Below are 19915 nucleotides of genomic sequence, written 5' to 3' on the forward strand. Positions count from 1 at the left end.
GATGAGCATTAAAAGGTAACAATTTGGAAACGCTGGAATACACCGACGTAAACGCGCACGTGGTGGCCCGCTGTAAAGAGGGCGATCGGAAGGCGCAGTATGAGCTGTACAAACTTTACAGTAAGTCCATGTTCAACGTGAGCATGCGCATTACCAATGACTATACTGAGGCGGAAGATGTCTTGCAGGAATCATTTCTGAGCGCGTTCAGAGAGCTGCATACCTTCAAGGGAGACTCCACCTTCGGGAGCTGGTTAAAGCGCATTGTCATCAATAAGTCCATCACCAAGGTGCGCAGCCGGCGGCTGCAGGTGGTGCCCATGGAAGATCATCAGGACATCGCCGAAGAGGCGCCTGACTACGACCAGGAGGAGATGGAATATAAAGTAGAAAGCATCAAGAAAGCCATTCAGTCTTTGCCGGATGGTTATCGCGTGGTGCTCACCCTTTACTTGCTGGAAGGATATGACCACGGCGAGATTGCTGATATATTAAGTATAAGTGAGGCAACGTCTAAGTCACAGTACAGCCGAGCCCGTAAAAAATTGCTGACCCTCATGCAGGAGCAGTCGTTCTTAAGCTGAAAAGTAAAAAGGACCTAAAAACGAGTACAAGGAGCAATAGCCATGAAAGATAAATTAAAAGATTTTGTACAAGCCCACCGAGACGAGTTTGACTCATTCACGCCCCGACCGGATTTGTGGCAAGATATAGCCGCAGAACTGCAGACCGAGGAGAAGACCATCATCATGCCCGTTGAACAAGAGCAAGAGGCCTCTGTTTTCTCTATAAACTGGCACCATGCCTGGCGGTACGCCGCGGCGGTGACCGTGCTAGTTATGCTGGCCTTCTCAGCGCGCTACTACATGTCCACGCCAGATACTTCTGGCGCGGTGGCCGTGAAACAGCCAGTGACGCTGGAGAAAATTGCCCCTGAGGTGCGCCAGATTGAGACCAAGTACGTGCAGGTAATTGAAAAGAAAGAATCTGAACTGAAAGCGCTGGGAGCCGGAACCGTGCAGTTTGCAGAGTTGGATTCTGCTTACAACGCCCTGAAGAAAGAACTATACACCACCCCAAATAAAGAAGTGCTTCTGGAAGCCATGAGCGACAATCTTAAAATGAGAATTGCGCTGCTGAATCAGCAATTAGAAGTACTTGAAGACAGAAGTAACGTTAAAACCCGTCCGGATCATGAGACTACCAATATCTAAACTGCTCACCTTTTTCTGCTTTTCCGTTGCGCTCAATACTGCGCAGGGACAATCATGCAAAGAGGTGATAAAAGAAAAGCTGGAAGCTGAGATAGCAGAACAGGTGGCGTATTCCCTGGCTTCATTGAAAAGCCTGGAATCTGTAGAAGCAATTGCCGCTGCGGCCACCTGTGAAGGGCTGGCCACCTTAGAAGACCTTACCCTGCCAGTTCTTCCAACAGGTGAGATGCTGCTTGAAAACATGTTGGTACAGCCAGATCCAAGAGTAGTAGACGTGCAGGGAGCAGCTTACGCCCATACCAAGGTGAAGAAAATTGACCGTACCTTCAAGGTGAGCCGTGCTGACAAACTGAACATTGAAAACCAGTTTGGACAAGTAAACGTGCAAACCTGGAACCGCAACGAGATAGCCGTAGAAGTAACTGTAATTTCTCGGGCCGTAACCGAAGAGAAAGCGCAGGAGATTCTGGACAAGATCCAGATCAGGATCAATGAAGACCGGGCTAACAACCTGCTTTCCTTTGTGACCGAGCGAGAGCCTATGCAGATCAGGTCTAGTAGTGAAAAAGCCTTTGAGATCAACTACCTGGTGAAAATGCCCAAAGGCAACCCAATCAGAGTAAGCAACAAGTACGGCTCCGTGCAAATGCCAGACTTTGACGGACCCACTGAACTGGAAGTAAATTACGGGAAGCTTACCACCGGTAGCCTCAACAACGTGCATAACAGGTTGAATGTCACCTACAGCGGAAGCCCTTGCCAGATAGCTTACATGAAAGGGGGTACCCTCCGGTTCAAGTATTCTAACCTGCACTTAATGGGCGCCGATGACATTAAAACTACCACCGCCTACAGCAACATTGTCATTGACAAAGTGGACATGCTGGCCATGGACAGCCGCTATGATTCTAAATATTTAATAGGGAGCGCTGGTCAAATCTCCGGAACCGGAAGTTACTCTGGCATCAAGATAGGAAGCCTCAGGGAGTCAGCCAGCCTGATAGTGAAATACTGCTCTGGGTTTGAGATCAATAATGTATCATCTAACTTCAGAAAGCTGGACCTGAATGGTGGCTACACCGGTATGGCTGTGAGCTTCGCGGATAATACTGCTTTTAACTTTGAGGTAGACACTCAATATGGAAGCTTTAAGCTGGACCAGGATCTGGTCAACTTTAGCTTCAAGGAAGTGGGAAACACCTCTAGTTCCTACAAAGGCAAGTACGGCAAAGCCTCTCCTAAAGGAACGGTAAATGTTACAAGCAAATACGGAAGCATCGCTTTCCGCTAAACTCGTCATCCTTCAAATTGCCAAGAGCGGCCCGTGCAGGGCCGCTCTTTTTTTGTGTGGTTTTAACCTTATTTTTGAAAAAACAGGGGTAAAACAGATTTACGTATGAAAAACACACCACCAGATAACCTCAACGCCTCCAAAGCTCCCGAGCCGGTTGGCCTGTACCCGCACGCTCGCCGCGTTGGTAATCTTTTGTTTCTTTCGGGTGTAGGACCCCGTGAAAGGGGAGTGAAGCAGATCCCGGGGGTAACCTTGGACGAGGAGGGCAACATCACCAGTTATGACATTGAAGCGCAGTGTCACTCAGTATTTAAAAACGTGCGGTACATTCTGGAGGAGGCTGGTTCTAAATGGGAAAACCTGGTAGATGTAACCGTCTTCCTCACCAACATGAAAGCCGACTTCCAGACCTACAACCGCCTATATGCCGAGTATTTCAAAGACTGCCAACCCTGCCGTACTACTGTTGAGGTAAATGCGTTGCCCACCCCAATCGCCATTGAATTAAAGTGCATCGCCACTATCTGAGTCCTTTTGTTTTCGGCCGTATTTCTGTAAAACAGGCCTAAATTCTTTAAGGAACGCTGGCGCGAGCCTCCGGCTCGTGTCCGCACGCATACCAGATAAATGCAATGGCTCCCTTTAAAAAATCGCTGCTCAGGTTTGATTCTTTTGAGTTTCTATCACTTAGCCATCTTGAGAAATCTCGTGGGCGAAGTAGCAAGATATGAATGCAGAAACTTTACCCTTTGTACACAAAATACCTTACAGGATGACAAAACGAGAACTAGGGTTCAGCAATGCGTGCAGACACGAGCGGGACGCTCGCGCCAGCGGTTTTTAAAGTATTCCTTATTTCGAGATGGGAATTACCTTGGAGGGGCAACTTGCCTGCGGTATGTCCATCTTAGGTTTAATATGTACCTTGTGGCAGGCAATATTTCATCTGATTTTTCTTTGTGAAGGTAAGTCTGCTCATTTGCCGGGCCTTTTTGAAAAGTAGCTCTTAAACAGAAAGTGCCAGTTGCTGTTTCCTGTTTTGTGGGTGACAGACAGGTGCAGCTTCATTTGCCACACAGAACCAAGTAGGTGTGAGAAAATTTCTGCTGCGGGTTCTTTTATGAATTGACATCAAATTTTAATGATAGAAAACTCTCCAGAAGCATTGTTCGCTGAACGGGAACAACGCTTTTTCTCCGCTGAGGAGCGTCAGGCTACCAGGTACCGCTGGGTAGGCTGGCTTCGGTTGTCTTTTTTTGTGGGTTCCGTTTTGGGCTGTGTGTTGCTGTTCTACTACGGGCAAAATGGGGCAGGTCTAGGCTTGCTCATTGGCGGGTACTTTATCTTCGCAATGCTTATTCATTGGCACAACAAAATTGAGTACGCCCGCAAGCACCAACTCTACCTGGGCTTGATTAACCGAAGAGAAAACGAACGCCTTAGAGGTGAGCTGACCTCTTTTCCTGACGGGGAAGAGTTTCAGGAACCCAATCATTACTACACGGCAGACTTAGACGTTTTCGGGCCGAATTCTTTATTTCAGCTTTTAAATAGGGGAGTGACCCGGCTGGGCCAGCAACGGCTGGCTGAATGGTTGAAAGCACCCGCACCTGCCCAGGAAATTATTGCGCGGCAAGAGGCAGTGGCAGAACTCAAACCTGACCTTGACTGGCGGCAGAACTTAGAGGCCCGCGCCATGCACCATCACCGCAAAACCCAGCAACTACCCCAACCTTTCCTGTTATGGCTCAAAAGCCCTAACTTCTTTACCGGCAAAGGCTGGCTGGTAGCCCTCACGTTCCTTTTGCCTTTGCTCACCATTGGAACCGCCGTGTACTGGGCTGAAGGGTATTCTCATTACCCTTTCCTGGGGTTGGTGCTGTTGCAGTTTATGATTGCTTACAAGTACCAGCGGCAGCGCGATGAGTATTACGAGGAAAGCACCGGCATGTATGAGACCTTGCGCAGCTACACAGACCTGCTCGTGCACATTGAAGGACGAAGTTTTAAAAGCCCGAAAGCGCTGGGCTTGCAGCAGCAACTCAAAATAGATGAGCGGCAGGCTTCTGAGCACGTGCGCAAACTGGCGTCAATCATTCAGTTCCTTTCGGCGCGGCTAAATACTTACCTTAATTTTATCTTGAACCACGTGTTCATGTGGGACTTTATCTGGATGTGGCGTCTGGAGCGCTGGAAAAAGACCATGTCTGGCAATATTGGGTTGGTGCTTAATGCGGCAGCTGAGTTTGAGGCCTTGGCAAGCCTGGCGGCTTTTCAGTATGCCAATCCTTCCTATGCTGTTCCTCTTATTAGCTCCAATGCCTTTGAGTTTGATGCCCAAGACCTGAGCCATCCGCTTATTTTTAGTCCTACCCGTACTGCCAACAGCATTTCATTTCAGGGGGCAGGCCACACGGTCCTTATTACGGGTTCTAACATGTCTGGGAAGAGTACGTTTCTGCGGGCCGTAGGCGTGAACATGGTGCTCGCCTTTACGGGTACTGCCGTCTGCGCGAACCGCCTCACCGTGTTCCCGGCCCAAGTGTACACCAGCATGCGCACCGAAGATAACCTCGCGGAGAATACCTCTTCCTTTTATGCGGAGCTGAAGCGCCTTAAAATCCTCATTGACCTGACAGCAAGCAATGAACCTGTCTACTTCTTCCTTGACGAAATCCTGAAAGGCACCAACTCACATGACCGGCACCAAGGGGCCATGGCTTTGATCCGGCAATTGCATCAACGGCAGGCGGCTGGCTTCGTGTCCACCCATGATCTGGAGTTGGGTACCATGGAAGATGAGTTGCCAGGCTCGGTGCAGAACTTCAGCTTCAATAGCTATTTTGAAGACGGGCAACTACGCTTTGACTATACCCTGCGGCCTGGTATCTGCCAAAGCTTTAATGCCAGCCAACTCATGCGCCAAATGGGCATTGAAGTATAGGGTAGCTTAACTTTCCAAAAACAGTACAGAAAGAGCCTTCTTCTTAAATTGTGAGATAGGCTATTTATATGTACATGCTGTATTTAAGAGGTAAATAGAAGAACCTTAATTTATAAAGTTAAGGTAACAATTCATCAGTCCAGAAGACTACCTTTACGTACAGCAAACCTGTGGCAATTACTAATTCTTTTCTACTTAGTTTATGCGCGTAGTAGCAGACATTCCGCACCCTGAAATCAAGATAACCTTGCTGGCTTGGAACGGCAAGTACCTTATAAAGCTGGAGTTAGGCCCTTTTGAGCAAACCTATAAGGTGAGTGAAATGGAAGTAACTGGCGGTGATGAGGAAGTAAAGAAGTGGTTAGATGAGCCTTTTCTGCAAAGCAGCATTGAGCTATTTCTGGCCATGCGGAAAAACCTATATGCCACCCGTATTCGCCACGAATACTAGAAAATACAAAGCGTATTTCTACCGCATTTAAGAGGAAAAGAAATGAAATATAGGTAATTACTTGTTTTTACAGAAAGCAACACCTAAATTCATTTCAAGACAGACAACGACTATTATTGTATGAGTTTAACCCAAAGCGCCACAATGTAGCGTGTAGTCCCCTTTGCGCCATGAAGATAGGATTTAGCAAACACATTAAAATCTCCTATCGGGCGGATATGCAAACGGTTATAATCCGTTGGCAGCAGCCTGTCACCTTTACTGAGTTCAAGATGAACTGCCTGGCCATTCTTTCATTGGCCAAAGAGCATACTGCCGCTACCTGGCTGTTTGACTGTAGGTCAAAGGGTGAGATTACCCAACAGGAAAGCGACTGGCTCAGTAATGAATTCTACCCTAAATCTCTACAGCAAGTCTCATCGCGGGTGTTGGTTGCCTGGTTGCTAACCCCCCGGCAAATGCAGCGCCTTAAAGAAGGCGAACTCTCTGCCGTCTCCTCAGATTGCCCAGACGTAAGCAGGAAAGCCTTTCTTACAGAACACGAAGCTGTGAAATGGTTGGAAGACACAGTAGCCCAAATGGAATTTGGCAAGACAAACCAATAATAGGCCTCTTTTTCCTTTCCACTTTTTTAAGGTAACTCTCAATTGAGAGAGCATCTCTCCTGCGGCACTGCCAGGTTTGGGAAAGATCAGCCAACCCTTCCTCAGGCTCCATGTATTGTTCTGCTGTTGTTATGTCTGTGTTTTTGTGAATCTGTGTGATGGCTTGGGTGCTCAGGATGAACTTTGTTTTGGGGCCGTAGGTAACCTGTAAGTTGATTTAATCGCCAGAGATAATGGCACCACTTTTACTGGTGAACGCAAGCTTCGTAAGCGTTTTGCGAAATTCAGCTTTAAAACAAAAAACAGCATAGCGTTGACTCCTCCTCTACCTGTTTCAACAAAGTACTAATGGAACGAGTACTAAAGGAAAAGGTAGATCCATTAAGGTAGCTACCAGCCCTAAATAATTAGTAGGTAAATAAAAACATAGCGTTTTAGGGGTAATTTAATGTGATCAGTCCAAAAACGCCCTGTCTGTTTTAGAAGCGTCACCAGTTTGCGGTCCCACCTTTGGTTCTATGTAAATAGAATATCTTATATACCGGAATTACAGTATAAGTCTATTAATAAAAGGACCGTCTCAAGTGATTTTGAGGCTAATACGTACTTCTACTGATTCATTATGCTTCATATAAACGAGCTTACACTTAACATTCCAGAAACCAGAAAACCACGGGTCGTCATCATTGGTGGTGGGTTTGGTGGCGCAAATTTGGCGAAGAAACTTCCTGGGAAAGAATTTCAGGTAGTGATGTTTGATCGGCAAAATTACCACGGCTTCTGGCCGCTTTTGTACCAGGTAGCCACCGCTGGTTTAGAGCCAGATGCCATAGCCGAACCCCTCCGGAAGATGTTTGACGAAGACTATGAAGACTTCCACTTCCGGCAGGTGAAGGTGACAGGTATCAATCCTGCTACTAAAACGGTATCAACGTTGGTGGGTGAACTAGCCTATGATTTTGTGATCATTGCCACAGGTACCAAGTCTAATTACTTCGGGAACGAGCAAATCAAGAAATACTCTTTCCCCCTGAAGCAGATACCAGATGCGCTGAATCTCAGGAGCCAGTTGCTGCAGTCTTTTGAGCAAGCCAACATGATCAAAGACCCTGTGGTGCGGCAAAGTCTCCTGAACATAGTCATTGTAGGAGGAGGGCCAACCGGAGTGGAGTTGGCGGGCTCATTGGCTGAAATGCGGAAACACGTGTTGCCTGGTGATTACCCCGGTATGGACTTCAGCCAGATGAATATTTATCTGGTGGAGGGGCTTGACCGGGTCTTGCCTCCCATGTCTCCTGAGTCAAGCGCCACTACCAAGAAGTACCTGGAGGAGGTGGGTATTATTCTCAAACTTAACACCTTGGTGGAGTCATATGACGGGCAGGTAGTCACCTTTAAAGGAGGGGAACAAATCAGGTCTCAAACGCTTATCTGGGCAGCCGGAGTCTCTGGGGCTCAGATTGCAGGATTGCCTCCTGAAGTAAGTGACAGAGGGCGCTATTTGGTAAACACGTTCAACCAGGTAATTGGCTTTCCTGATGTGTTTGCCATTGGCGACATTGCCTATATGAAAACCGAGAAATACCCAAGGGGACACCCGGGCGTAGCACAACCTGCTATTCAGCAAGGCAAACACCTGGCTAAAAACCTGCAGCGCATCATGCGGAAAGAGCCACTGGTTCCTTTTGAGTACTTTGACAAAGGGTCTTTGGCTATCATAGGCAGAAACCGGGCAGTGGCAGATTTGCCAAAGAACATGCACCTGAAAGGATTCATAGCTTGGATGGCCTGGCTCTTTGTGCACATTTATTATCTGATAGGCTTTCGTAGTAAATTAATTGTGTTGGCAAACTGGGTGTACAAGTTCTTTACTTATGAGAACGGCACCCGGCTTATCATCAGACCTTTTATCCGGAAAGATGATAAGGCCGGTCAGGAGTTTGTGCGAAGGCAGGCTGACTTGGATTAAACGGTATGATTTTTCAAAACAGAAGGGGCCTCTAAAGGCCCCTTCTGTTTTGAATGGTGTGCAGATTTATAGACCTGGTGAGAGGTAGGTATTTATGATAAAAACAAATGAAGCCTTTATTCTTCTGGTGGATTCTACAAATTGATTTTGGATGCTTCCTTACACTTCGTTCTTATTAAAGAATATTTTAAACAAAATGAATGATGTTTTTGGTAGTTGTAGTAATACTTCAAGAAAATTTTTTAACAAGTCAATAATTATATTCGATTAAGACATAAATTGGCTATTTCTTTAATTTAGGGATTATAAATAGGACTTTTAAGGATGAGTATACTACTTACTTTTAGGTATTATGCATTAATTTATAAAAATTAGTATAATTTATTTTGATGTTTATGAATTAACCTCTATATTAGATAAAGAAATTCATATATAGCTGTTGTGAAGAGTAACAGTATAGGTCTGAGTTTCTAAATATTAGTTGTACTTAATGTTTGTGTTGTTGTCCTAATGTATCTTTTTGATTATATTTTTTATAAATAGAGTTAAAAATACAGGAACGTTCTTTAATTAACCTACGTTCAGGAAATGAAAACAATATGAGGGAAAGCTTAACAGCTTACTCTTACAAGTAAAAATTGAAACGTCATATTTAATCTATAGGTAATATAATTGTTAATCCGAAACCCGAAAGTTATGAAAGCTAAAGCTACCTTCCTGAGTTACATCTCTGCAGAAAAGAGAATGAGAAAAGAGCAGTCTAAATCAGCAAATGCAAAGACTGGTAAGAACAATGTTGATCAAGTGTCACAACTTGAGAAAAGAGCATCAATGACTGCCGCAAGTAACTAATTAAAGTTTCTTTGCCTTGGAGAGAAATAGGACCTGAAATAGACTGTGTTAAGCTATACTCCTTCTCTATAGAAATATTATACTCAAAATGTAGAGGCTTCCTTTATCTGCCAATCAATTGGATGTGCTTATAAGAGGCCCTTCTTCCAAAATTTAATTCAAGATAAAATCAAAAGAAAAGCCCCGCTGTGACACAGCGGGGCTTTTGCAGTATGAAGCTTAAATACGGAGTTCCTTAGCCGATAGCTACACGCTTGAACTCAGTTACGGTCATGCCCTTAGAGGTGTTATCCAATAACTTAGCAATAGTAACAGAAGGATCTTTCACAAACTCCTGGTTCAATAAGGTGCTTTCTTTGTAGAACTTGTTCAGTTTGCCTTGAGCAATTTTCTCCAGCATTTCCTCTGGTTTGCCTTCTGCGCGAGCTTGCTCTTTTCCAATTTCAATTTCGCGTTGGATGGTAGCAGCATCTACGCCGTCTTTGTCAACGGCAATAGGGCGCATGGCAGCAATCTGCATGGCTACGTCTTTTCCAACTTCAGTAACTTCGTTACCGCCGGTGTTAGTTAAGCCAACCAATACACCCAATTTACCATTAGAGTGGTTGTAAGCAACAACTCTCTCAGCAGAAACAGTCTCATAAGAAACCACGTCAATTTTCTCACCAATTTTACCCATCAAATCAGTGATGTGGTCTTGTAGTGAACGGCCATCGGACTGAGGCGTAGCTAACAAATCTTCTTTGGTGCCAGAGGTGTTAGAAACTGCAGCAGCCAAAACAGTTTGAGCCAGGTTTTTGAAATCTTCTACTTTAGATACTGGCTCAGTTTCGCAAGCAAGCGCGATCACTGTTCCAACGGTACCATCAGCGTTCACCTGCGTCAACACAGCTCCTTCAGAAGTAGCGTTATCGGCACGCTTGCTGGCAATTTTCTGGCCTTGTTTGCGGAGAATATCTTTGGCTGTTTCAAAGTCGCCGTTTGCTTCGGTCAACGCTTTTTTGCAGTCCATCATACCTGCGCCAGTTTCCTGACGAAGTCTGTTTACATCTTGTGCTGTAATAGCCATTGTTCTTTTATTAAGAATTACGGTTAAAAAGTTTCAATAGGAGGGTGGTGCAGCTTTTAACAAGACGGCACCGGTAAGAGTAAAAAGAAACTGAACATCAGTGGCCAGGCTTCCTAATGTTCAGTTTCTTTTAAGATAATCTTATGAGATTAAGAAGCTTATTCAGCGTCAATTTTCTCCTGGATGCCTTCTTCTTCAGAACGCTTTCTGTCAGTGTCTTCTTTGTCTACTTTACGCTCAGACAGACCTTCTTCAATGGCTTTGCCAATCAAAGAAGTGATCAAAGAGATAGACTTAGAAGCGTCATCATTTGCTGGGATTGGGAAGTCAACTAACTCTGGGTTAGAGTTGGTATCTACAATCGCGAATACTGGCAAGTTCAGTTTCTGAGCTTCTTTGATAGCGATAGACTCACGCTTCACGTCAACAATGAACAAAGCAGCTGGGAGACGTGACAAATCAGCGATACCACCCAATACACGATCTAGTTTCTCACGCTCACGTGATAACATTAAACGCTCACGTTTCGCCATTGCAGCGTACGCAGTGTTTTCTTTTACCATTTTGTCAATAGTTGACATTTTCTTCAAAGACTTACGAACAGTCTGAAAGTTAGTCAACATGCCACCTAACCAACGGTCAGTCACATAAGGCATTTTAAGGCGTTTTGCCTCTTCAGCCACAATGTCCTGTGCTTGTTTCTTAGTGGCGACAAACAAAATCTTACGTCCAGATTTAGCGATCTGCTTAATAGCGTTGGTCGCCTCGTCAAGAGAAACTAAGGTTTTGTTCAGGTCAATGATGTGGATGCCGTTTTTCTCCATGAAAATGTACGGAGCCATTTTAGGATCCCATTTTCTGGTAAGGTGACCAAAGTGTACACCGGCGTCCAGTAAATCTTTATAAGTGGTATTAGCCATGGTATTGATACAGCTGATGAGATATTAACGTTTAGAGAACTGGAAAGAACGACGGGCTTTACGTCTACCGAATTTCTTACGCTCCACCATACGTGGATCACGTGTTAAGAATCCTTCTTTTTTCAGGGCCGGACGGGTCTCAGCGTTTTCTTCCACCAAAGCTTTGGTGATCGCCAAACGAAGGGCCTCTGCCTGACCGGCAACGCCACCGCCTTTGATATTCGCCTTAATGTCGTATTTGCCAACCGCCTCAATCAGCGCCAACGGCTGCTGAACGATGGTTTGCAATACTTCACTAGGGAAGTATTCCTTAATATCTCTATCGTTAATAGTGATATTCCCTTGCCCTGACGTCATGTAGATGCGCGCCACCGAGGTTTTTCTTCTACCAGATGTATTGAGAACTTCCATTAAATATGTCTAATTATTTTGTAAGTTTTACTGTAACAGGCTGTTGTGCCTCATGCGGATGCTCTGCACCAGCGTACACAAACAGGTTGCGGAATTGCTCACGGCCCAGACGGGTTCTTGGCAACATACCTTTCACGGCGCGCTCTACCAATAAAGTAGAAGATTTGGCTTTCAACTCACGAGGAGTAAAAGTGCGCTGACCACCTGGATAACCAGTGTGCGTCACAAAGGTTTTCTTATCCCACTTCTTACCGGTCATACGAACTTTGTCCGAATTGATCACGATCACGCTATCGCCACAGTCAGCGTTAGGAGTGAAAGAAGGTTTGTTTTTACCGCGAAGGATCATCGCGATCTGAGAGGCCACACGGCCTAAGGTTGAGTCTCCGGCGTCTATCACTACCCAGCCTTTATTAGCGGCCGCCTTATTAACTGATAGCGTCTTATAACTTAAATGGTCCATTGTAAATGGTTAACGAGTGAAAAAAATGTATGCTTTTTCTTGAAAATGGTCACAAAGATACGCGCTTTCTTTTTGGTGTGCAACACTAAGTCTATTTATTCCCTTGAAAATCAAGGTAATTTAAAGAAGAAAAGGGAGTTAGGCGGTAGAAGTGAAGCGGTTAACCAAAAGGGCGACGTATGTTTTAGAGCCGCTTTAAATAAAATCTATTGAATGAACAGGCCTATTTTATAGCAGTCCATTGCCAAGCGCCTTTGATTGAGGATTGAAAGAACATCTGCCTTCTTTAGATTCAGCAGGCTGTGTACAGTAATAGAAAGTTATCCCTTACCCGTTCTTGCGCAGCAATTTCAGCAACACGTCAAAATCTTTGGGGTACTCAGCGGTTACTAAGACCGGTTCTTCGTTCATGAGGCTAAAACCTAGTTTGTAAGAGTGTAGGGCGAAGCGTTTGATGACCGGCTGCTCCTCGGTGTCTTTGGCAAGGTTGAACTTGCGCTTAAGGCTAGAGAGAAACAATGGTTCACCACCGTAGAGCTCATCCTGCACAATTGAAGCTTTTAGATAGGCCAGGTGCAAGCGAATCTGGTGCATACGGCCCGTCACAGGCTTGCACTCCACTAGAGTATGGCGGCCAAATTTTTCAAGCGTAGTGAAATATGTTTGAGCGGGTTTCCCCTTATAGGCTAACTTAGCTACTCCTTTCAAGCCTGGTTGAATAGCGCGGTCTACTAAAAAGTTGTCAAACTCATGGCTTCCCCACGCAACGGCATGGTACACTTTCTGCACCTGTCGGTTCTCAAACTGCATGGAAAGGTGGCGGTAAGCCTCGGGGTTCTTAGCAATGGCCAAGCAACCTGATGTTTCTTTGTCCAGGCGGTGGCAGGCTTGGGCATCTGCATAGTACTGGCGGGCCAGGGTAAGCAGGTTGGTGGCATTGAAAGAACGGTCTTCCAACGTAGACAGGAAGGGCGGTTTATTGACTACAATGTAATCTTCGTTCTCAAAAATGATTAGGTCGCGGAAAGCGGGTAACTTCATAGAAATGGGTGTGAGGCACCAGACTACGGTGCCGTTTTTCTCCTGCTTTTACGAAAACAGGGTAGAAACGGCTGCTGTTCTGAAAAGGCCGCAAGTTACCTATTATTTTTAAGTTGGTGGTGCTTGGGTTTTAGGCCTGTTTTGGAAAGATCAGGCCTAAAACATCGTTTACACCTTTGTCTTGGTAAGCTTAAACTTAAGCGTGGTGCCCTGGCCTACTTCGCTGTAAACGGCAATCTGAGACCTGTGCGCCTCCACAATATGCTTGGAGATAGCTAACCCCAAGCCTGAACCTCCGCCGGTTACATCTCTCGTGCGGCTTTTGTCAATGCGGTAGAAGCGCTCAAAGATGCGGTTCAGGTGTTCTTTAGGGATTCCCGGGCCATCGTCCTGCACCGTAATCGTGGTCTTTTTCTTACCATCTAGGAAAGAGAGCCAGATGTTGCCGTTTTCCTTGCCATATTTAATTGCGTTGTCAATTAAATTGATGAGAACCTGCTTGATTCGGCCGCGGTCGCCTATGACTTCAAAGCCTTCCTCAGGGGCATTCAGCAGATGGATGGTGATGTTTCTGGATTGGGCTTTTCCTTCTAATTGTTCCCACACTTCATGACCCAGTTCGTTTAAATCAAAGTGGGTCTTCTTCATCTGAAGGACGCCTTTCTCTAATTGAGAAATAGTGATCAGGTCCTGCACCAAGGTGTCCAGGCCATCTAAACTGCGGGCGGCTTTCTGCAGGAATTTGTCGCGCACCCGCTCGTCATCCATGGCTCCATCTAACAGGGTATGGATAAACCCCTGGGCTGCGAAAATGGGGGTTTTAAGTTCATGCGAGACATCGGCCAGGAACTCGCGGCGCATGGCCTGCAGACGTTTGAGTTCTTCAATCTCTTTCTGGTTCCGCTCAGCCAGAAGGTAAATCTCGTCTTTGATGCGCTGCAAAGGATCTGGCCGGAAAAGGAATTTGCTGCTCATGCGCTTGAACTCCTTCCGCTTGAATTTCTCCAAACCCGCATAGATGATGTTGATTTCCTTGAAGATGAGGGCCTCGTAGGAAAAATACACCAGCAGGAAACAGGCAGAGAAGGTGAGGGCCAACGCCATGACGCGTTGCTTAAACTCCAGGTAAGGCGAGACAGCTAAGAACACCGTAATGATCAAAGCCACCATCACTGAAATGAAGATGGCAATCATCTGCGAGCTAAGCTTAATTCCTTTCTGAGGAGCCGCTGGGGTAGGGGGGGCGGTTTTAGTCGGTGTTGAATTTATAGCCAACGCCTTTAATGGTCTTTATCTGGTCTTCGCCTATTTTCTCACGCACTTTTCTAATGTGCACATCTACGGTACGCGCAATTACAAACACGTCGTTCCCCCATACGTTGTTCAACAACTCATCACGGCTGAAGACTTTGTTGGGTGTTGCCGCCAGGAAAGCCAACAGCTCAAATTCCTTTTTAGGCAGGGTAATCTTCTGTTCTCCTTTGATAACGTTGAAACTGGTGCGGTCAATGCGCAACCCTCCAATTTCTATTACCTGTACCTGGTCCGGACCCTGGCTTACATCACGGCGCTTGAAAGCGGCCAGCCTGCTAATAAGCGCCCGGGGCTTGATAGGCTTCACAATAAAGTCATCGGCTCCGGCGTCAAAGGCAGCTACCTCTGAGAACTCCTCAGAACGGGCAGTCAGAAACAGAATGTGGGTGTCTTTAAACTTGGGGTTCTCGCGCAGTTGGCGGCAGGCTGTGATTCCGTCCATAACAGGCATCATCACGTCCAGAAGAATAATGTCTGGGAGAAATTTCCGGGCCATGTCCAGAGCTATCTGGCCATTCTCAGAGTGGGCAACTTCATAGCCTTCTTTCTCCAGGTTGTACTGCAACAGTTCTACGATGTCTGGGTCATCGTCTACTACCAGAATCTTGTATTTAGCCGGGGTTTGCATAGAATGCGGTTTACTTTAAAGAGCAGTACACAAATGGTAATCTCTTGAAAAATCAGGCTAAAATCGCGCAGGTGAGTAATTGCGAGTTTCTGAATTTCAGGATAAAGATAGGGAATAGTCTTTATTAGGTTGACATCAAGGATTTCCAATTCGTGTTAAGAAATTATTACCAAAGGCAAGGGCGCTGAAGCAATGGATTTCTGGTAGTTCCTTCTTTATACCCGATTTTGGAAAAACAGCCTTAAAGCAAATGAGCCGCCGGAGGTTTGTCCGGCGGCTCATTTGCTTTACTTTACTATGTTCAGTCTGCTCTGGAGTCCGTTGTATTTGTAAAGGTCCACTTTCACAGAGCCTACAAACATTTCGGCCTGGAACAGCACTGGTATCTTGTTTTCGTCATCAGAGAAGTAGACAGAGATAGCGTCTTCTCCACTAAACAGTCTGTTCTTAGGCATTTTTGGTACCAAGCGGTGCGCACGTATCTTACCCGCTTTGGTCTCTACTGTTGTCTTGCCACGGTACGTCACAGTCATGTCAAACACCTCATCTCCTAAAAAGCCTTGCATCCGTACGGTTTGACCTGGTTTGAAACTACCCAAGTCAAGAGTGCGCAGGTAGTAAAAACCGCTGATCATGTCCTGTGCGTTGTCTGGCACTTTAAAAACCTGGTTTTTCTTCTCGTCGCGGCTGTCATTCACCACCACTGTGTTATTCTGGTGATTGAAATCAGTGGTTTCTTTGCGGCGGTACCTGCCTTCCTCAATGTTGCGGTGGAAACGAAGCGGTAGCATGGAGGAGGTGTCTATGTACGAGGTCCAGGTGTCTCTGATGCGGTGGAAGAAGTCAAAAGAACCAAGCGTTCTCCCGCTTACCGAAGTTTGGTAGCAAGGACGGTTATTGATGCGCTGAATATTGTTAGACACATGAATAGTGGCTTCTCCAGCATTGATGACGCCATAGTGAACTTTGTATTGCAGGACCTCGCCGGGAGCGAAAGAATTGTTTTTCACGGTTCTAAAGGTGTCATTCAAAGCGAAGCCACTCAAAACCAATCCCAATAGAGGTACTATAAGTAGTAGTTGATATTTTACACGCATAAGCCAATCTTTCCTGTATACCTGAGGCTATTCAAATGTTGTACCAATTCCATTGGGATGGGGCGTACACAAAGTTATAGGTTTTCAGGAGGAACTCAACTTAAACAGAAACGGCACCTTAAAAGGTGCCGTTTTGTAGAAAATTAAGAGATTATTCAGGTGCATCTGCTAAGACAGCAGCCACTTTCTCTGGCTCGCCTTTCACAATTGCTCTGATCTTGTTTTCAATGTCTTGCATCAGTTCTTCGTTGTCTAACAGGAACTGCTTCACGGCATCACGGCCCTGGCCTAAACGGTCGCCGTTGTAAGAGAACCATGAACCAGATTTCTGAACCACGCTCAGTTCAACCCCAAGGTCAAGGATCTCGCCTACTTTGGAGATACCCTCGCCGTACATGATGTCAAATTCCACTACTTTGAACGGAGGCGCTACCTTGTTTTTCACCACTTTCACTTTGGTACGGTTACCAGTGATATTGTCCGGACCTTCTTTGATCTGGCCAATACGACGGATGTCCAGACGCACCGAAGCGTAAAATTTAAGGGCGTTACCACCGGTAGTAGTTTCTGGGTTACCAAACATCACCCCTATCTTCTCACGAAGCTGGTTGATGAAGATACAGCAGCAACCTGTTTTGTTGATGGTACCAGTAAGCTTTCTCAAGGCCTGAGACATTAAACGAGCCTGAAGACCCATCTTGCTCTCACCCATGTCGCCTTCCAGTTCACCTTTCGGTACCAGGGCGGCTACAGAGTCAATTACAATGATATCAATAGCACCAGAGCTAATCAGGTGATCAGCAATCTCCAGCGCCTGCTCGCCATTATCTGGCTGTGCAATGAGGAGGTTTTCTGTATCAATGCCTAATTTCTCGGCGTATGCTTTGTCAAAAGCGTGCTCAGCGTCAATAAACGCGGCAATACCACCTTTTTTCTGCGCCTCTGCAATGCAGTGCATGGTGAGGGTAGTTTTACCGGACGATTCTGGTCCGTAAATCTCTACCACTCTTCCGCGCGGAAGACCACCAATTCCTAAGGCTATGTCTAAGCCAAGGGAGCCGGTAGAAATGGCTGGGACGTCCACTACCTGGGTATCGTTCAGCTTCATGACCGTACCTTTACCGTAGGTTTTGTCCAGCTTGTCGATGGTGAGTTGGAGCGCTTTCAATTTTTCGCTTTGTACACTCATGTCTGTGTTTTCTTTGCTTTATTTTGATGAATTTACAACTTCCTGAGCCAATCTGCAAACGCTAGCCGCGGCGTTTCAAATGCTTACCAGACTTATTCCGGAGGTGTATATTTGAAACACTCAAAGTACCGGAATTGTGCCAACATTTACTACTTTTTTTAGTTATTTTTTGCAGCCTAATGCTATTATAAATAGCAAATAGCGAACATCCAAGTAACCATTTAGTTAGGTAACAAGGTGGCACTTTTAGCTTTCTCCTGGCTTCTTTTCAACAATGCTACGGCTATTTTAGTTACATGCAAAGTAGGTATTTTCACGGATGAGCAACAAAGAAGGCATTGTTCCAACAGACTTCTGGTTACTGCACGGTTTTCCTAAAACGCTTCCCAAACAGAAAGTGCTATGTCTTGTGACAGCCCTATAGCCTACTGCCCGTTTAGTTTTCTTTCTGATTTTAGCTACCTTTCAGGGTATGGAAAGACTGCTTTTAAGAAGGCATCGCCTTTCCAGTTACCTATTGCACCATACGGAATTAACGTACTTCTATGTTAAAAAAATGGCTTCTGATTGCCGTAGGCACTTTTTTTACAAGTCAAGCCACATTCGCGCAGTTAAACAACAAAGCCCTGGAATTCAGGCAGCCGGTAAAGCCAGACCAGGCAGGTGAGTTACAAATAGGCATCAATGCGCTGGGCTACCAGAAGAACAACGAGTACTTCAATGACATTGCTGAAGGCTATACCCTGTTTGGGTACCACCTGAACCCTCGGCTTGTCTATTTTGCCTCGCCAACGGTGCGCCTTGATGCAGGCGTGCAGGTGCAAAAAGACTTCGGCTCGCGCCGATACTCCCTGATGCAACCCACGTTCACTATTCGCTACGAGGAGAATGGCATGGCCCTGCTGTTCGGGACGCTGGAAGGTAACCTGAACCACGGGTACATTGAACCTCTCTACGATTTTGAGCGCGTTATCAACAACCGGCTGGAGAACGGCCTGCAGTTTCTGCTAAACAAACCCGGGGCTAAGCTGGATGTCTGGATTGACTGGCAACGGTACCTCCGCCGCTTTGACCCGTTCCAGGAAGAAGTAGCCGGTGGAGCCTCCGCCGAATTAACTTTGTACCGCACTCCTGTTTCAATGGGTTCTTCAGAAAATGACCCACAAACAGAAACCTACATCGGCTTGCCTTTGCAGTTCACCGCCCAGCACCGCGGTGGGCAGATTGACGTTACCGATTTGCCTTTGGTGACGTTAGTCAATGCAGCGGCCGGTTTGGTCATCAGGAAAAACTATGATAAAGATTTTTTAAAAGCCCTGCATTTTCAGCCGTACGTAGTGGGTTGGAAGGATTTCTCTAATGAGCTGAACCTGCCTTTCCAACAGGGGGGAGGCCTTTACCTGAATGCCGGCATTGATACAAAGTACCAGAACGTAATGCTGAGCTACTGGCGCGGCAGCGGGTATTATTCAGAAATGGGTGGCAAACTATTCCCTTCCGTGTCTTCTAATCTCAAGACGCCGGACTATACCCAGAAGAACCGGCAGCTGCTCATCTTGCGCTTTATGCATGACATCAACCTAATGCAGGGGCTTACTCTTACCATGCGCCTGGAGCCTTACCTTGATTTTGATTACCCCAAGCTGGAATTCTCCAATAGTCTGTACCTCAACTTCAACTCAGATTTTTTTCTGGCCCGCCTGAAGAAGAGATAGACGCTACTTTGAACCTGTTTTCTGTAAGACAGGGAAGAAACGGTGTCAAAGGAGGTGGATAGTAGGGTCATTGTTCTTGATCCGGTACACGTGAATAGGCCGGGCCGGATTTTCATCGGTCTCCTGTTGGGTGGGCGTGTACGTCTTTACCAGGGAGAAACCGCTGCGCTCGGCCACCCGCTTGCTTTTTTCGTTGGTTTCAGCGCAGCGCAGGTTCACAGATTCCATTCTCAGCACCTGAAACGCGTACCGAACCATGGCTTTCAGAGCCTCGGTCACGTACCCGTGGCCTTCCGCCTCGGCACCCAGGTAGTACCCAACTTCAGAGAAGGGCTTGCCGCGGGCCAGCCGCCTGAGCGTGATGTCTCCTATGTAATCTCCGGTTTCTTTCCGCCAAATTCCAAACGAATATAAATCACCCGCCCGGTGCTGGGATATAAAAACTCTAATGCGGTTCAAGGCATCCTGCACGGTCACTACGGCTGTGGTACGGTCCGGGAAATCGGGGAGCAGGCGTTCCCGGTTCTGATCCAGTAACTGCCAGAAGTCGGGGGCCATTTCTGGCGTGTAGGGGAGAATCCTAAGCCTTTCAGTAGAAAGCTCTATGCTGGTAACAGAAGGAGTATGCGGTGAGGGCATAGAAATCTGGCTGGGGTCTTTTCAGTCTTTACGAAGCTAAGCAAGGGCAGATGCCTAAAATTAACAATTTGTCTGGAGGGGCCGTTTAGGTAATATTCAT

20 protein-coding genes are annotated in these 19915 nt (G+C 46.3%); 10 read left to right on the forward strand and 10 right to left on the reverse strand.

The window, feature by feature from the left end; translation table 11 throughout:
* Window positions 1-23 precede the first annotated feature (23 nt).
* From DC20_RS11885 to DC20_RS11925, 9 genes are all read left to right on the forward strand, one after another.
* The gene (locus DC20_RS11885; protein WP_062544025.1) at window positions 24-584 is read left to right on the forward strand and encodes an RNA polymerase sigma factor; all 561 of its coding nucleotides are present in this window, start codon (window positions 24-26) and stop codon (window positions 582-584) included.
* 42 nt (window positions 585-626) lie between these two features.
* Window positions 627-1214, forward strand: a complete 588-nt coding sequence (locus tag DC20_RS11890; protein WP_062544026.1) for a hypothetical protein — start codon at window positions 627-629, stop codon at window positions 1212-1214.
* Window positions 1195-2505, forward strand: a complete 1311-nt coding sequence (locus tag DC20_RS11895; protein ID WP_062544027.1) for a hypothetical protein — start codon at window positions 1195-1197, stop codon at window positions 2503-2505. Before DC20_RS11890 ends, DC20_RS11895 begins: the two co-directional genes overlap by 20 nt.
* A gap of 105 nt (window positions 2506-2610) precedes the next feature.
* Window positions 2611-3036 carry a RidA family protein gene (locus DC20_RS11900; protein ID WP_062544028.1) on the forward strand — a complete coding sequence of 142 codons (426 nt, stop codon included), beginning with the start codon at window positions 2611-2613 and terminating at the stop codon, window positions 3034-3036.
* 613 nt (window positions 3037-3649) lie between these two features.
* Window positions 3650-5452: a MutS-related protein gene (locus DC20_RS11905; RefSeq protein WP_062544029.1), complete on the forward strand. Its 1803-nt coding sequence runs from the start codon at window positions 3650-3652 to the stop codon at window positions 5450-5452.
* A 202-nt stretch (window positions 5453-5654) separates the two neighbouring features.
* A complete protein-coding gene (locus DC20_RS11910; RefSeq protein WP_062544030.1) occupies window positions 5655-5903 on the forward strand; it encodes a hypothetical protein in 249 nt (82 codons plus the stop codon).
* 170 nt (window positions 5904-6073) lie between these two features.
* Window positions 6074-6508, forward strand: coding sequence for a hypothetical protein (locus DC20_RS11915; protein ID WP_157593144.1), 435 nt, complete (start codon window positions 6074-6076; stop codon window positions 6506-6508).
* 622 nt (window positions 6509-7130) lie between these two features.
* A complete protein-coding gene (locus tag DC20_RS11920) occupies window positions 7131-8477 on the forward strand; it encodes an NAD(P)/FAD-dependent oxidoreductase (RefSeq protein ID WP_062544032.1) in 1347 nt (448 codons plus the stop codon).
* A gap of 696 nt (window positions 8478-9173) precedes the next feature.
* Window positions 9174-9329, forward strand: a complete 156-nt coding sequence (locus tag DC20_RS11925; RefSeq protein ID WP_157593145.1) for a hypothetical protein — start codon at window positions 9174-9176, stop codon at window positions 9327-9329.
* 235 nt (window positions 9330-9564) lie between these two features.
* Here DC20_RS11925 and tsf read toward each other — a convergent pair whose 3' ends face one another.
* The 9 genes from tsf to recA all read right to left on the reverse strand — a co-directional run bounded on the left by tsf (window position 9565) and on the right by recA (window position 17461).
* On the reverse strand, window positions 9565-10398 hold the full coding sequence (gene tsf, locus DC20_RS11930) for a translation elongation factor Ts (protein WP_062544034.1): 834 nt from the start codon (window positions 10396-10398) through the stop codon (window positions 9565-9567).
* A 158-nt stretch (window positions 10399-10556) separates the two neighbouring features.
* The gene (rpsB, locus tag DC20_RS11935) at window positions 10557-11318 is read right to left on the reverse strand and encodes a 30S ribosomal protein S2 (protein WP_062544035.1); all 762 of its coding nucleotides are present in this window, start codon (window positions 11316-11318) and stop codon (window positions 10557-10559) included.
* Between the two features lie 24 nt (window positions 11319-11342).
* Window positions 11343-11729 carry a 30S ribosomal protein S9 gene (gene rpsI / locus DC20_RS11940; RefSeq protein ID WP_062544036.1) on the reverse strand — a complete coding sequence of 129 codons (387 nt, stop codon included), beginning with the start codon at window positions 11727-11729 and terminating at the stop codon, window positions 11343-11345.
* Window positions 11730-11742: 13 nt separating this feature from the next.
* Entirely contained in the window at window positions 11743-12192 is a 450-nt protein-coding gene (rplM, locus tag DC20_RS11945) for a 50S ribosomal protein L13 (RefSeq protein ID WP_062544037.1), read from the reverse strand.
* A 327-nt stretch (window positions 12193-12519) separates the two neighbouring features.
* Window positions 12520-13233, reverse strand: coding sequence for an RluA family pseudouridine synthase (locus tag DC20_RS11950; RefSeq protein WP_062544038.1), 714 nt, complete (start codon window positions 13231-13233; stop codon window positions 12520-12522).
* Between the two features lie 168 nt (window positions 13234-13401).
* The gene (locus tag DC20_RS11955; RefSeq protein ID WP_245652202.1) at window positions 13402-14427 is read right to left on the reverse strand and encodes a sensor histidine kinase; all 1026 of its coding nucleotides are present in this window, start codon (window positions 14425-14427) and stop codon (window positions 13402-13404) included.
* A 55-nt stretch (window positions 14428-14482) separates the two neighbouring features.
* The gene (locus DC20_RS11960; RefSeq protein ID WP_062544039.1) at window positions 14483-15175 is read right to left on the reverse strand and encodes a response regulator transcription factor; all 693 of its coding nucleotides are present in this window, start codon (window positions 15173-15175) and stop codon (window positions 14483-14485) included.
* 287 nt (window positions 15176-15462) lie between these two features.
* Window positions 15463-16185 carry a DUF3108 domain-containing protein gene (locus DC20_RS11965; protein WP_245652203.1) on the reverse strand — a complete coding sequence of 241 codons (723 nt, stop codon included), beginning with the start codon at window positions 16183-16185 and terminating at the stop codon, window positions 15463-15465.
* A 238-nt stretch (window positions 16186-16423) separates the two neighbouring features.
* Window positions 16424-17461, reverse strand: a complete 1038-nt coding sequence (gene recA, locus DC20_RS11970) for a recombinase RecA (protein WP_062544041.1) — start codon at window positions 17459-17461, stop codon at window positions 16424-16426.
* A gap of 545 nt (window positions 17462-18006) precedes the next feature.
* Between recA and DC20_RS11975 the strand changes: the two genes are divergently transcribed.
* A complete protein-coding gene (locus tag DC20_RS11975; RefSeq protein WP_245652204.1) occupies window positions 18007-19176 on the forward strand; it encodes a hypothetical protein in 1170 nt (389 codons plus the stop codon).
* 45 nt (window positions 19177-19221) lie between these two features.
* Here the strand turns inward: DC20_RS11975 and DC20_RS11980 are convergent, their stop codons facing one another.
* Window positions 19222-19815 carry a GNAT family N-acetyltransferase gene (locus tag DC20_RS11980; protein ID WP_062544042.1) on the reverse strand — a complete coding sequence of 198 codons (594 nt, stop codon included), beginning with the start codon at window positions 19813-19815 and terminating at the stop codon, window positions 19222-19224.
* Window positions 19816-19915: the final 100 nt, after the last annotated feature.

The organism is Rufibacter tibetensis (genome assembly GCF_001310085.1).
Classification (GTDB): domain Bacteria; phylum Bacteroidota; class Bacteroidia; order Cytophagales; family Hymenobacteraceae; genus Nibribacter; species Nibribacter tibetensis.